The following is a 13,283-nucleotide window of genomic DNA, read 5'->3' as shown; positions in this document are numbered from 1 at the left end:
CCCGGCACCAGGTGCCGACTTCCCTCCGCAAACCCGCCGATGGGGCTGGTGGATGCCCGCGCCCACTCCTGATCGCCTCTTGCCGTCAAGGATCGCCCTCGGCGCCCCTGCCATGCGCGGGCCAGGACAGCGGTGAGCAATCAACCGCAGCCTGGCCCAGGGTGGTTGACCACCCACCGCCACCTCGGCATGTCGGCGGGACACGACGAGACGCCGGTGGTCGGTGAACCCTGGGCGGCTCAGACCGGTTGAAAGGTCACCGCTGCCCGGCGTGGGCAGCCACCCACCCACGGAAGCGTCAGGAGAGCCTGATATCCGGGGACCCCATCCACGACCGGCCAGCCCTATGGCCGAGCCAGGGACGCCGCGAGGCTGACCAGGTGGTTGAGCCGGGCCAGCTCGGACTCGACGAACTCCGGGCCGCCGCGGCGGCCGATGACCACGACGTTGTTGCCGTCGATGCGGGCGCCTGCGTAGAGGTTGACGTCGTCGCCGTCGACCTCGAGGCGCGCGGCCTGCTCGATGTCGACGAACGGCAGGCCCTCCGGGGCCGCGTCGGTGCGGCGGACCACGCCCTTGCTGCGGTGGATCCGCATCGCCCAGTCGGAGCGGAAGGCCACCGGCAGCAGGTCGACCACCTGGTCCAGCGCCTTGTCCGGGTCGGCGGTGAGCTCCTCGACCACCTCGAGGTCGAGGAAGATGTTGCCGCCCGCGGCGTACCGGCTGATCCACATGACCCGGACCCCGTCCAGCGTGTTGCACGCGGAGACCACCGAGTCGGGCATGGCGCCCTCGTTCATCTCCAGGAGGACGTCGTCGACGGCCAGACCGTCGCGCTTCTCGACGATCTCGATCGCCTCGATGTCGCCGCCCGCCTCACCGATCGCGGTCGCCACGCGACCCAGCGACCCCGGCACATCGGGCAGCTCCACTCGCAGCAGGAACGGCATCTCTCGACCCTAGGTGATGGCTGTGACGCACAGGTTTCGGGAGGGTCAGGGGTCGGACGACCCAAGCCACGATCCGAGCTCAGTGCGAGCGTGCGGCCGGCGACTTCCGGGAGCGGTGCTGCCGCGCAGGGCCGCGAAGAAGGTCAGCCCGGCGGCGAGCAGGATCGGGAAGCCGATGGAGAGGATCGCGAGCAGACCGAGCACACCGAGCAGACCGGTCGCCGCCACCAGCACGGGCACCCGCCTCGGGTTGGCCGTGGGCGCTCCGGCCAGGGCCAGCAGCGCACCGACGAGCAGGACGGCCTGCACCCACCACAGGGGTGACTCGTCCCCCTGGGACTCGATCACGCTGCGGTAGACCGCGATCATCGCGCCCGCGACGCCTGCTGCGGCGACGGGCAGCAGGTCGATACCGCGCACCACGGCGAACGCCATGCCCCAGTCTCACACGTCAGTGGCCGTCAGGCGCCGGCGAGCCGCTGGCGGAGCCCGGTCGCGCGCAAGGCCCGGCGGTCGATCGCGGCGCGTACGTCGTCCGGCGAGCCGACCACCACGACGCGCTCGCGGGCGCGGGTGACGGCGGTGTAGAAGAGCTCACGGGTGAGCAGCCGCGACTCCGGCGGGGGGAGGATGACGACGACCTCGTCGGCCTGGGACCCCTGGCTCTTGTGGATGGTCAGCGCGTGCATGGTCTCCACGTCGCCGAGGCGGCTGGTGGCCACGTCGAGCCGCCCGGCGCTGCCGGCGACGGCGGCACGCAGCGCCCGCCCCCGCGCGCCCGCGGGGGGCCGCACGGCCACGCCGACGTCGCCGTTGTAGACGCCGAGCCCGTAGTCGTTGGCGGTGACCAGGAGCGGGCGGCCGGCGTACCAGGTCGCGTAGATGGGCTCACCCGTCTCCTCGGCGAGCCAGCGCTCGACCTGGGCGTTCCAGTGGCGCACGCCGTAGGGGCCCTCGCGGTGGGCACAGAGCAGCCGCTGCCGGTCCAGCCGCTCGAGGGCAAGGTCGGCGTCGCCCGCCTCGGCCGCCCGGAGCACGCCGAGGGCCTGCGGGAGGAGCAGCTCGCGCACCCGGCGCCCGGGGTCGTCGACGTGGACCAGCTCGACGTGGTCGTCGCCGGCCTCGAGCAGGTCGACCGCACGGTCGGCGTCACCCGCCCGCACCGCCTCGGCCAGGGCACCGATCGACGCCCCGAACCGGTGCGAGGTCTTCAGCGAGGCCACGCCGACGCGGGTCTTGCGCTCAACGGTGTCGACCAGGTCGGCGAGCACCGCGCCGGCCTCGACCGACGCGAGCTGGAACGGGTCGCCGACCAGGATCAGCCGGCTGCCGGGCCGCACCGCCTCCAGCAACCGGGCCATCATCGTCAGCGACACCATCGAGGTCTCGTCGACCACGACGACGTCGTGGGGCAGCCGGTTGTCGCGGTGGTGCCGGAACCTCGAGGAGGTGTCCGGCCGCGCGCCCAGGAGCCGGTGCAGGGTCACCGCGCGTACGCCGGACAGACGATCACGGTCGGAACCGGGCAGCCCGGCCACCTCGCCCTCCACCGCCTGCTGGAGTCGGGCCGCGGCCTTGCCGGTCGGCGCCGCCAGCGCGATGCGGACGGGCGGGTCGCCGGCGAGCTCGGCCTGCTCGGCGCAGAGTGCCAGCAGCGCGGCGACAGTCGTGGTCTTGCCGGTGCCGGGGCCGCCGGTGAGCACGGTGGTCGCGTGGGTCAGCGCGACCCGTGCGGCCGCGCGCTGCTCGTCGTAGCCGTCCGTCGGGAAGACCCGGTCGAGCGCCGCCGCGAGCCAGGCTTCGTCCGGCCGGGTGGTGCCGGAGGGCCGGTCGACCAGGTCGGTGTGGACCTGCTCCTCCTCGCGCCAGTAGCGGTCGAGGTAGAGCAGCCGCACCCCGTCCTGCTCGAGCAGGTGGAGCACCGGCGGATCCGACGTGACCAGTGGGCTGCCAGCCACCGCGGCGGACCACGACGCGGGGTTGGGCCAGGGCGCGTCGACCTCGTCGGCGGGGACCGTGGCCAGGTCGACGCAGACCGAGCCACCGCGGACCGCGCGCACCACGAACGCCACCGCCAGCGCGACCAGCTCGTCGTCCTCGGCCGCCAGCTGGCACAACCGCTGCGCCACGTGGACGTCCGAGGCGTCGAGCACCCCGGCCTCGTTGAAGCGCCGCAGCAGCCCGTCGGCCGTGATCGCCAGCCGCGGGTCGTGGGGGTCGTCGAACTCGAGGGTGAGCAGCGTCATGAGACACCGTCCAGCAGGTCGGACAGCGCGATCACGAGGGGGACCGGGGGCTGCCACGAGAAGACGCCGGCCGGGTGGCCGTCCTCCTCGGGTGTGTCCGGTCCGCACATCCCGCGCACGTAGAGGTAGAGCACGCCGGCGAGGTGCTGGGCCGGGTCGTAGCCGGGCTGGCGCCAGCGCAGGTAGCGATGGGCGACCACGACGTAGAGGAGCGCCTGGAGAGGGTAGTCGGAGTGGAGCATCGCCTCGACCAGCCGCTCCCGCGAGTAGGCCGCGGCCGTGAGCGGCTGGTCGGCCGGGCCCAGCCAGTTGGTCTTGTAGTCGACCACGACGTAGCGCGGCCCGGGCACGCGCAGCACCACGTCGATGGACCCGGAGAGGTAGCCGCGCAGCGACTGGCTGCCCAGCCCGGGGGTGCGGAGCCGGTCGGCGTAGGGGCGCAGCGGGTCGTCCGCGCCGAGGTGCTGGGCCAGGAGGGCGCCGACGTCGTCGAGCGTGACGTCCACCCCGCGGGTGACGTCGCCACCGGCGAGCGGGATCTCGAAGTCGAGCTCGCACAGCCGGTCGGAGAGGCCCAGCTCGCCGAGTGTCAGCCCGCCGGCCAGCGGGCCGAGCGAGGTCTGGTGGAGCGGCACCAGCGCCGCCGCGAGCTCCTCGGCCGGGGTGTCGACCGGCCACCACACCCGCTGCTCCTGGACATGGCGGAGCAGCTCGGCCTCGAGGTCGGGAGCCGAGGGATCCGCGACCTCCAGAACGCCGTGCACGAGCGAGCCGAACGCCGCTCCCGACGGCAGCGCCGCCATCGGCGAGGGCAGCGTCGCGGGCGAGTCGGCCACCGGCTCCGGAGCCACCTCGGTCTCGTCGGCCAGCTCGTCGGCCAGCTCGTCGTCACGCGCGGACAGCTCGGGCTCGGAGGTCACCCCGCCGGCCTCGTCGGCCGCCCGGATCAGGGCGGAGTAGGACGTACGGCGCCAGTCGACGTCGATCGGCCGGTCGAAGGCCCGCACGCCGAGACCGCGTGGGGCCTTCGGCAGCGGGGGTTCGGGCACGTCGGTGGCCGGCGCGGCCGGCTCGAGGTGCGGACCGCCGGCCGCCTCCCACTTGCGGAAGTGGTCGAGCGCGCTCGCGTCGTCGACCTTCGCCGGGAGCGAGTCGGGCACCGCGGCCTGGCCGAGCACCCGGCCGCGCAGCAGCCGGGACAGCCCGCCGTTGACCTCGTCCCACGACGGCGCCCACCAGGTCACCACCTGCGACTGCGCCCGGGTCAGTGCGACGTAGGTCAGCCGGATGTCGTCGCCGGCCATCTCGGCGCGGCCCTTGGCGGTCACGGCGGCGTACCCGGCCCCGGACGAGCCGCCGATGTCGAGGCACCTGGTCCCGTCGGGCTCGTGGTAGAGGACCGCCTCGCCCATCCGGACGTTCCGGTTGAACGCGAAGGGCAGGTAGACGAGCGGGTACTGCAGCCCCTTGCTCACCCAGACGGTCATGATCTGCACCGCCGCCGCGTCACTGTCGAGGCGCCGGTTGCGCTCCGCAGCCCCCGCGCGCTCCTGGCGCTGGGCGCGCAGCCACTGGAGCATTGCCGGGAGCCCGAGCCCGTCGCGGTGCGCGGTCTCGTGCAGCAGCTGGGTGAGGTGCTCGACGTCGGTCAGGTGGCGCTCGCCGCCGCGCCAGGCCAGCACACGCTCGGCCATCCCGGCGACGTAGGCCGCCTCGAGGACGGCCGCGATCCCGCGGGCCCGGACGTAGTCGGCCCACCGGCGCAGCGTGTCGGAGACGTCGTCGGTGAGCTCGGGGTCGGTGGCGAGCTCGGTGGCGGTCCGGCCGAAGAACATGGTCGCGGCGGCGGCGCGCACGAGGCCGGCCCGGCCCGGCTGCTCGAACGCCTCGAGCAGGCACTGCCAGTCGGCGGCGGCCTGGGAGGCGAAGACGTCGGTGTCGCCGGTGTAGACGGCGGGCACGCCGGCCGCGGCCAGTGCGTCGCGACAGGCGCGCGCGTCGCGGTGGCTCTCGACGATGACCGCGACGTCGCGGGCCCGGATCGGCCGGTCGTCGTAGGTGGCGTCGGAGGCGAGCAGCGCCTTGACGTCGGCGGCGAGGTCGCGGGCGATGAAGGGCCGCAGGTCGTCCATCGGGATCGTGCGGGTGCCGCGCATCCGGAACGACTCCCGCGAGACGACGCGGAGCCGGAACGGGTCGTTGCACGGCGCGCCGGCCAGCCGGTGCTGCGTACGGTGGGCGTCGACGGGCCGCACCACGATGTCCTCGTGGCCGAGCGCGGCACCGTCGAGGACGCGGAGCAGCCGCCGCACGAGCGGCGCGTCGCTGCGGTAGTTGGTGTCGAGCGTGAGCAGCGCGTCGGCGCGCTCGCGGGCGCGGAGGTAGGTCACCACGTCGCCACCGCGGAAGGCGTAGATGGCCTGCTTGGGGTCGCCGATCAGCACCAGCGTCACCTGACCGACGAACGCCCGCTCGATGACCTCCCACTGGACCGGGTCGGTGTCCTGGAACTCGTCGACCATGACGATCGACCAGCGCCGCCGCATCCGGTCGCGAGCGGGTGCGTCGTCGGCCTCGAGGGCGACGGCGAGCCGGGACAGCAGGTCGTCGAAGCCCAGGACGCCGAGCAGCCGCTTGCGCCGCTCCAGCTCGCGGGACACCTCGTCGGCGAAGGCACGGCGTACGCCGGCCGTGCTGTCGGGCGGTGGGTCGACGGGCGTGAGCCGGGTGCGTGGGTTGCCGACCACCTCGTGGGCGAGCTCGAGCGCCTGGGCCCGGGTCAGCTCCGGGTCGCCCTTCACGTCGCCGAACCGCTGGAGGTAGAGGTCGTCGACGACCTCGGCGACCAGGTCGTCGAGGTTCTCGACCAGGGTGACCCCGGCGTCGGTGTCGCCGGCGACGCCGAGCGAGCGGAGCACCAGCTGGCAGAACTGGTGGGTGGTGGCGATCGTGGCGGCATCGAAGCCGGCCAGGGCGTCGCGCAGCCGCAGCCGGCGCTGCTCGCGCTCGGCGTCGGTGCCGGCGACCAGCAGCTCGAGGAGCTCGTCGTCGGCCTTGCGCGGGTCGTCGAGCGCCTCGGCCGCCTTGACCAGCTGGTCGCGGACCCGCTCGCGCAGCTCCTGGCTGGCCGCGCGGCTGAAGGTGATGAGCAGCATCTCGTCGAGCTGGGCCTGGCCCTCGGCGACGTAGCGGGTGACCAGCGCGGCGAGGGCGTAGGTCTTGCCGGTGCCGGCGCTGGCCTCGAGCACGGTCGTGGTCGGCCCGGTGGGGAGCGCGGCGTGCAGGTCGAACGAGCCCGTCGTGGTCGTGGTGGTCACATCGGCCCCCGTTCGCTGGCCAGCAGCGGGAACCAGAGCCGCTCCGCCAGGGCGGGCAGCTCGGTGAGGTCGGCGAGGTCGGCGTGCTCGCCCCAGACGCGCACGTGGGCGGCGTCGGCGTCCTCACCGGGGAACCGGCTTGATCTCCACTTCTTGAGCGCCTCGGGCTTGGGGTCCTGACCCATGAAGGCCGCCGAGGCCCAGGCGAACGACGTCTTGAGCGGCAGCTGGAGCGGGGCCCGGCGTCCTTCGTCGTAGAGGTCGACGAGGCCGGACAGCAGGCCGAGCGGCTCGTCGGTGGGAGGGCCGAGGAGCCGCTGGGCAGCCTGGGTGCCCCGGGGCGCGCGGCCGACCGTCAGCGCGGTCCAGTTGTGGTCGGGGTGGCCGGCTGCCAGGGCCAGCAGCCGGACCCACGACTCGAGCAGGTGCTTGCCGTCGAGCCGGGAGTAGCCGACGGCGACCAGCCGGTCGCCGTAGACCGGGGTGACGGTGCCGGTGAGCCGGCGGCCGCCGGGCAGCTCCACGTCGACGTCGTAGGCCTTCGGCTCGACCTGGCGGTGGGTGAGCGCGGCGACGGCGAGGTTCATCGCGATCTCGCGGACCTCCGTGGCCTTGCGCCACCCGAGCTGTCCCGGCGGGAGGGCGCCGCGGCGCCACTCGATCTCGCGCGCGGTGTCCGGGTGGATGCCGCGCATCATGTCCTCGAGCATCCTCGTCCCCACCCCCCAGGTGTCGAGCTGGTCGATCTCGACGGGCATCGCGTCACTGACGCCGTCGACGTCCCACGGGAGGGTGAGCTCGAGGGCGCGGAAGAACCCCTTGACCGGGTCGCGGAAGAACGTCACCAGGTCGCTCAGCGCGAGCTCGTCGTCGGCCCTGCGAGCGACCGGCTCGGCCAGCGGCCGGCCCAGGAACGGCGGCGGCGCGGGCCGCGGACCGGTGGCGACCGTCGCGGCCCTCAGCATCTGCGGGTCGAAGGTGAACGGTGCGGGCGTGCCGAGCCGGCCAGGCTCGACGTTGCGCAGGTCGAAGCCCTGCAGCGGGTGCTTGACCACGATGTCGTCGCGGACCGGCGCCTCGGTGGTGCGGTCGAGGGCGTCGAGGAGCTCGCCGAGCGGCACGGCGGGGGGACGGTCCTGGCCGCTGTGCGGGTCGGCGCCGGTGTAGGTGACCACCAGCGTCTCGGTGGCCGCCCCGATCGCGTCGAGCAGGAGCTGGCGGTCCTCGGAGCGGACGTCACGCTCACCGGTGACCGGCGTGCGAGCCAGCACGTCGTCGCCGTCGACGGTCCGCTGGCGCGGGAAGACGCCGTCGTCGAGGCCGAGCAGGCAGACCACGCGGTGCGGGACCGACCGCATCGGGACCATGGTGCAGACGGTGAGGCTGCCGGCCCGGAAGTTGGCGCGCGTGGGGCGGCCGGCGAGGTGGTCGGCGAGCATCGCCCGGACGTCGGTCAGCCGCAGCGGGCTCGCGCCGCGCTCTCCCGCGTCGACGGCCACCCGTGCCAGCTCGCGCTGGACCTGGCCGACCTGCCACTGGTCGTTGCGGTCGACCCGGGTCAGCTCCGCCACCCCGCGGGCCAGCCCATCGAGCCACTCGGCCAGCGGCCGGGTGCCGGTCAGCCGGTCGGTGGCGGTGACCAGCCGGTCGACGTACTCGGAGAACCGGCCGGCCAGCTCGACCCGGTTGCTGCCGACATCGTCGAGCGGCAGGGCGGTGCCGAGCCAGGCCCGGGAGTCGTCGGACAGGGCGACGCCGGTGAGGACTCGGTCGAGGCCGAACCGCCAGGTGTTCTGGAGGTAGCGGAGGCCGAAGGGCTGACGGTGGTCGGCGTCGAAGCCCCACCGCACCCCGGACTCGCGGACCCAGTCGGCCATCGTGTCGAGGTCGTCGTCGACGAAGCCGAACCGGCGCCGCACCGGCGGGGTCTGGGCGAAGTCGAGGACCTGGCTGGCGGTGGCACGGCTGCCGGCCAGATCGAGGAGCTGGGCCGCAACGCCGAGGAGCGGGTTGGTCTGGGACAGCGCGCGGTCGGCGAGCTGGACCCGGAGCCGGTGCGCCGGGTGGCCGCCCTCGACGACGTCACCGAGCCCGAACGACGCGGAGATCAGTGGCGCGTAGTTGTCGATGTCGGGGCACATCACGAGGATGTCGCGGGGCTCCAGGGTGGGGTCGTCCTCCAGCAGCCCGAGGAGCACCTCGCGGAGCACCTGGACCTGGCGGGCGGGGCCGTGGCAGCGGTGCACCTGGACCGAGCGGTCGTCGCCCCGCTTGGTGCGGCCGGCAGGGCGCACGGCGTCGTCGCGGAGGTCGTCCTGGAGCCAGCCGAGCAGCGTGGCGGGCAGCCGGTTGGTCGCGACCTCGGTGTCGGTGGCGTCCGGGGCGACGCCCAGCAGGCTGCGCTGGAGCTCGCGCTGGTCGCGGCCGAGAGAGGCGAGCAATGGGTGACGGACCCGACGGTGGCTGTCGTCGTCGTGTCGCGGGGTCGGGCCGCGGAGATCGCTGAGCCGCTGCCAGAGGTCGTCGCTCGGGTGCGGGAGCCACAGGTGCAGGTCGTGGTGGGCGGCCAGCGCGCAGAGGAGGTCGATCTCGGTGACCGGCATGCGGGTGTGGCCGAACAGCGACACCCTCGGTGGCAGGTCGGCCGGCCCGGCGGCGAGCCGCTCCAGCGTGACGGCGTGGCGCTCGGCCGGGACCGGGGTCCCCACGGCGCCGGTCAGCGCCCGCCACAGCGGTGGCTGCCACGCCAGGTCGGCGTCGAGATCGTTGCCGAGGCCGTCGGTGGCGGCTCCGGCCGACCAGTCGACGAGGAGCTCGGGCCGCTGCGCGGCGTACGACGCGAAGAGGCCGGCCAGCCGGCGCGCGACGGCGTACCTCCTCCCGCGGCGGAACACCGCCTCGTCACCGGTGTCGCGATGCCCGAGGTGGAGCGCGAGCGTGGCCGCCCACGGCTCGTCGAGACACTCGTCGAGCACCTGCAGGAGCGGCCAGGCGAGCGCGTCCGGCGCCCACGGGTCATCGTCGCGGGTGCCGGTGAGCTCGGCGATCAGTGAGCGGGGGAACCTGAACTCGACGCCTGCGCAGACTCCGTCACCTCGGTCGTCCGAGCTGCCGAGCCGGTGCGAGAGCCGCTGGCTCAGCCACCGCTCCACCCCCCGCGCGGGCACGAGCACGAGCTCGGTCGCGAACGGGTCGCCCAGCGGCGTCGACAGGAGCTCGCCGAGGGCATCGGCAAGGAGGTCGGTCCGCGGTGCGCGGTGGAGGTGCAGCGTCATCAGCGCGACCTTATGCGCCGGCACCGACGCTTCGGTTGCGTCGGCTCGCCGGGCCGCCCCGCCGCCTCACTGACCCCAGAAGCCCTCGCGGTCGTCGTCGGCCGCCGCGGCGGCGACCACCTCGGCGATGGCCTCGGGCTTGCCGTGGTACCTCCGGAAGCTCCACACCAGCAGCACCAGGGCGATCAGGGCCGAGAGGAACTGGCTGATGCCCGTGGCCTTGCCGCCCGGCAGCCACAGGCTGTCCGAGAGCGGCCACCAGCCGGGAGTGTCGGGGCCCATGAACCACAGCACCCCAGCGGCCGCGATCAGCGCGATCATGGTCGAGGTCGCCACGATCCGCGGCCAGGTCTCGACCGACTTGGCGGCGCCCTTGAGCGCCTCGCGCTTGATCGGCTCGACCCGGCGCTCGGCCCACTCGTACTGCTGGGACAGGATGATCAGCCCGCCGGCGATCATCAGGAGCCCCGGTCCGGGCAGGATCAGCGCGGCGATGCCCGCGACCACCAGCAACCAGCCGACGATCTCGAGACCGATCCGCTTGGCCGCCGCCTTCATGGCCCGAGCCTGCCAGAGGCGGGCAACCCGGTGGCGGAGGTCAGCCGAACTGCTCGAGGTACGCGCGGGCCTCGTGGGTGAGGTGCCCGTGCCTCTCGGCGATCCGGGCCCAGCGCACCGCCATCCGCGCGAACCGCATGGGGTTGTAGACGTCCTCCTCGCGGGAGAACAGCCCGTTGCCGGCATAGGTGACGATGGTGATGTTCGGCTCCTCGAGGTGGGTGCCGTCGCCCGGGTCGGGCATCAGGTTGCGCACCTCGCAGATCAGCCGGGAGGTCGCTACGTCGACGACCTGCCAGGCCAGTGGGAAGCCGGTCATGACCCCACCCGGGAACGTCGTCATGGTGTGCGTCGACCACGCGCGGATCTCCTCACGGCCGCGGAAGGTGCCGAAGGCGTGCTCGACGTACTCCGCGTCCTCGGTGAAGTTGTCGGCGAAGCCGCTCCAGTCGCCGGCGTCGACGTAGCCCTGGACGCGACGGTGGAGCTCGGCGTACGCCTCCTCGATCTCCTGCGCACTGAACCGTCCCTCGGTCACCGGGCCATCAAACCAGAACGTGTTCTAGTCCCGGCCGGGATAGTCCGTGACGAAATGGCTGTGGAGAACGGTGTTCGTACCACCATTTCGTCACGGACTACCGCAGCGGGGTCAGGCGGTACGCCGCGAGACCACCACCGCCGCGAGGGCCACCGCGGTCGTCAGCGTCATGGCCGCGACGAACGGCGCCAGGTCGGCTGCGGTGCCGACCGCGGTGAAGACCAGGCCGGCCAGCGAGATCGCGGTGGCCGCGCCGACCGCGTCGGCGATCGACATCGCGGCGCTGTTGCCACCCTGCTCGTGCTCGGCCGAGGCGGCCAGGACGACGACGGACAGCCGGGGGTACAGCAGCCCCATCCCCGCGCCGGCCACCACCCAAGCGCCGCCGATCAGCCACGGCGACAGCTCCACCGCGGTCGCGGCGAGCTCGACCGCGACACCCCCGAGCAGCAGCATCGCGCCGATGCGCAGCGCGGCCAGGTGGTCGAGCCGGGCGCCGAGGGAGGCCTGCACCTGCGAGGCCCCGGACCAGCCCAGCGCGCCCACGGTCAGCGCCGCCCCGGAGAGCCACGCGGACAGGTCGTAGCGCTCCTGCAGCAGGTAGGGCAGGTAGATCTCGGTGGCGAAGAACGCCCCCGCGACCCCACCGCGCAGCGCGATGACGGCGGGCAGGCCGCGTCGTACGGCGAGCGTGCCGGCCGGTAGGAGCGGCCGGACCGCGAGCACCGCGACGGCGAGCGCGACCAGCGCGGCGAGCAGGCCGGTCGGCCCGGTGGCGCGGCCGGCCAGGTCGAGCGCGACCACCGCGGCCGCGACGACGGCGGCCAGGGCCAGGCGGCCGCGGGTGGCGACCGCGGACCGCTCGGGGTTGTCGACGAGCTCGCGCAGCCCGGGCAGCAGCATCGCGACGGCGGCCGCCGAAAGGGCGACGACACCGAGGAAGACCCAGCGCCAGCCGACCGTCTCGCTCACTCCCCCGGCGATGGTCGGGCCGATCAAAGACGGGATCACCCATGCGGCGGCGAAGGCGCCGAAGATCCTCGGGTGGTCGACCGGCTCGTAGATCCGCGCCACCACGACGTACAGCGCGACGGTCATCGCCCCCGACCCGAGCCCCTGGAGGAACCGCGCCGCCACGAACAGCTCGATGCCCGGCGCCAGCCCGGCGAGCAGCAGCCCGGCCGCGAACACCGCGACCGAGGCCAGCAACGGCAGCCGCGGCCCTCTCCGGTCCGACCACAGCCCGCCGGCGACCATGCCGACGACGCTGGCCGCGAGCGTCGCCGAGAAGGCGGCGGAGAACCACGCACGACCGTCGAGGTCCGCGCTGACCGCCGGCATGATCGTGGTCACCGCGAGAGCCTCGAACGCCGCCAGGAAGACCAGGCTGACCATGCCGACGGTCGCGAACCGGTAGCGCGGCGAGAGCAGCGCTGTCGTCGTCGGTGTCGTCACGTCGGCGACATCGGCGACGTCGGGGCTGTCGGTCAAGGTCATGGGCTCAACGGTAGAAGTTGAAGCGAGGTTGAGCTCAAGCGAGTTTCGACGAGGCGGTGGTCACACGTCCGCCCGCCCCGTTCGCCGTCGAGCGAGGTGCAAGTGCTGTCGAAGGTGCCGCTCGAGAGCACGTTCGCCTCGCCCGACGCCGACGTGCGAGGCTTCCGGGGTGACCGAGCAGCCCGTCCCGAAGCGGGGGCGACCCGGGCACGACCAGGCCGCGGTGCTGCGGGCCGCGATCGACCTGTTCAACCGCAAGGGGTACGACGCCACGAGCATCGGCGACGTGGCCGAGGAGCTCGGCGTCACCAAGTCCGCGGTCTACCACCACGTGCCGAGCAAGCAGCATCTGCTGTCCGAGGCGCTCGACGAGGCGCTCGGCGAGCTGGAGGCCGCGGTGGACTCCGCGGCGCGGGCCGACGGGTCGGCCTACGACCGGCTGCGCGGGCTGGTGCGGCGCAGCGTCGAGGTGCTCGTCGACCACCAGCCGGCGGTGACGCTCCTCCTGCGCGTGCACGGCAACAGCGACACCGAGAAGGCCGCGCTCGAGCGCCGGCGCCGGATCGACACCCGGCTGGCCGCCCTGGTCGGCCGGGCGGCCGAGGAGGGCGCGCTGCGCGCGGACCTCGACCCGGACCTGGTCAGCCGGCTGCTCTTCGGGATGGTGAACTCGCTCGTGGAGTGGTACCGCCCGTCCGGGCCGGTCGACGTCGAGCAGCTGGCGGACGCGGTGACCGCGATCGCGTTCGACGGGCTCCGCGGCTGAGCCTGGATCCACCGATTCCCGCCTGCTGCGCGCCACCATTCGGGCACGCTGGCGGCGTTGGCGTCGCTCGATGGGCGGCCAAGCACGTCGTCGCTCCGCCGCCTTGCCATCGCACCCGACTGGTGACGCTCGCGAC

At 73.8% G+C, this 13,283-nt stretch carries 9 protein-coding genes; 1 reads left to right on the top strand and 8 read right to left on the bottom strand.

Annotated elements, in window-relative coordinates:
- Positions 1-344: 344 nt before the first annotated feature.
- The 8 genes from VFV89_RS20620 to VFV89_RS20585 form a co-directional block, all read right to left on the bottom strand.
- Complete coding sequence (locus VFV89_RS20620; RefSeq protein ID WP_329707856.1) at positions 345-950, bottom strand: ACT domain-containing protein; 606 nt, start codon at positions 948-950, stop codon at positions 345-347.
- Positions 951-995: 45 nt separating this feature from the next.
- Positions 996-1,385 carry a hypothetical protein gene (locus VFV89_RS20615; protein ID WP_329707855.1) on the bottom strand — a complete coding sequence of 130 codons (390 nt, stop codon included), beginning with the start codon at positions 1,383-1,385 and terminating at the stop codon, positions 996-998.
- 26 nt (positions 1,386-1,411) lie between these two features.
- Positions 1,412-3,196, bottom strand: coding sequence for an exodeoxyribonuclease V subunit alpha (gene recD, locus VFV89_RS20610; RefSeq protein WP_329707854.1), 1,785 nt, complete (start codon positions 3,194-3,196; stop codon positions 1,412-1,414).
- On the bottom strand, positions 3,193-6,513 hold the full coding sequence (locus VFV89_RS20605; protein ID WP_329707853.1) for a UvrD-helicase domain-containing protein: 3,321 nt from the start codon (positions 6,511-6,513) through the stop codon (positions 3,193-3,195). The genes recD and VFV89_RS20605 overlap by 4 nt, the downstream gene beginning before the upstream one ends.
- On the bottom strand, positions 6,510-9,788 hold the full coding sequence (gene recC / locus VFV89_RS20600; protein WP_329707852.1) for an exodeoxyribonuclease V subunit gamma: 3,279 nt from the start codon (positions 9,786-9,788) through the stop codon (positions 6,510-6,512). Before recC ends, VFV89_RS20605 begins: the two co-directional genes overlap by 4 nt.
- A 66-nt stretch (positions 9,789-9,854) precedes the next feature.
- Complete coding sequence (locus tag VFV89_RS20595; RefSeq protein ID WP_329707851.1) at positions 9,855-10,346, bottom strand: PGPGW domain-containing protein; 492 nt, start codon at positions 10,344-10,346, stop codon at positions 9,855-9,857.
- A gap of 40 nt (positions 10,347-10,386) precedes the next feature.
- Positions 10,387-10,884: a nuclear transport factor 2 family protein gene (locus tag VFV89_RS20590; protein ID WP_329707850.1), complete on the bottom strand. Its 498-nt coding sequence runs from the start codon at positions 10,882-10,884 to the stop codon at positions 10,387-10,389.
- A gap of 111 nt (positions 10,885-10,995) precedes the next feature.
- Positions 10,996-12,381: an MFS transporter gene (locus tag VFV89_RS20585; protein WP_329707849.1), complete on the bottom strand. Its 1,386-nt coding sequence runs from the start codon at positions 12,379-12,381 to the stop codon at positions 10,996-10,998.
- Between the two features lie 169 nt (positions 12,382-12,550).
- Here VFV89_RS20585 and VFV89_RS20580 point away from each other — a divergent pair, with 169 nt between their 5' ends.
- Positions 12,551-13,147, top strand: coding sequence for a TetR/AcrR family transcriptional regulator (locus tag VFV89_RS20580; RefSeq protein ID WP_329707848.1), 597 nt, complete (start codon positions 12,551-12,553; stop codon positions 13,145-13,147).
- Positions 13,148-13,283: the final 136 nt, after the last annotated feature.

This window comes from Nocardioides sp. (genome assembly GCF_036274455.1).
Classification (GTDB): Bacteria; Actinomycetota; Actinomycetes; order Propionibacteriales; family Nocardioidaceae; genus Nocardioides.
The sequence above is the reverse complement of the archived record's forward strand: the minus strand, read 5'-3'. Positions and strand labels throughout refer to the sequence as shown.

What these genes read in the sequence shown, in the direction of transcription:
- VFV89_RS20620 (WP_329707856.1), bottom strand. Translation starts at nt 950, where the DNA reads ATGCCGTTCCTGCTGCGAGTGGAGCTGCCCGATGTGCCGGGGTCGCTG.
- VFV89_RS20615 (WP_329707855.1), bottom strand. Translation starts at nt 1,385, where the DNA reads ATGGCGTTCGCCGTGGTGCGCGGTATCGACCTGCTGCCCGTCGCCGCA.
- recD (WP_329707854.1), bottom strand. Translation starts at nt 3,196, where the DNA reads ATGACGCTGCTCACCCTCGAGTTCGACGACCCCCACGACCCGCGGCTG.
- recC (WP_329707852.1), bottom strand. Translation starts at nt 9,788, where the DNA reads ATGACGCTGCACCTCCACCGCGCACCGCGGACCGACCTCCTTGCCGAT.
- VFV89_RS20595 (WP_329707851.1), bottom strand. Translation starts at nt 10,346, where the DNA reads ATGAAGGCGGCGGCCAAGCGGATCGGTCTCGAGATCGTCGGCTGGTTG.
- VFV89_RS20585 (WP_329707849.1), bottom strand. Translation starts at nt 12,381, where the DNA reads ATGACCTTGACCGACAGCCCCGACGTCGCCGATGTCGCCGACGTGACG.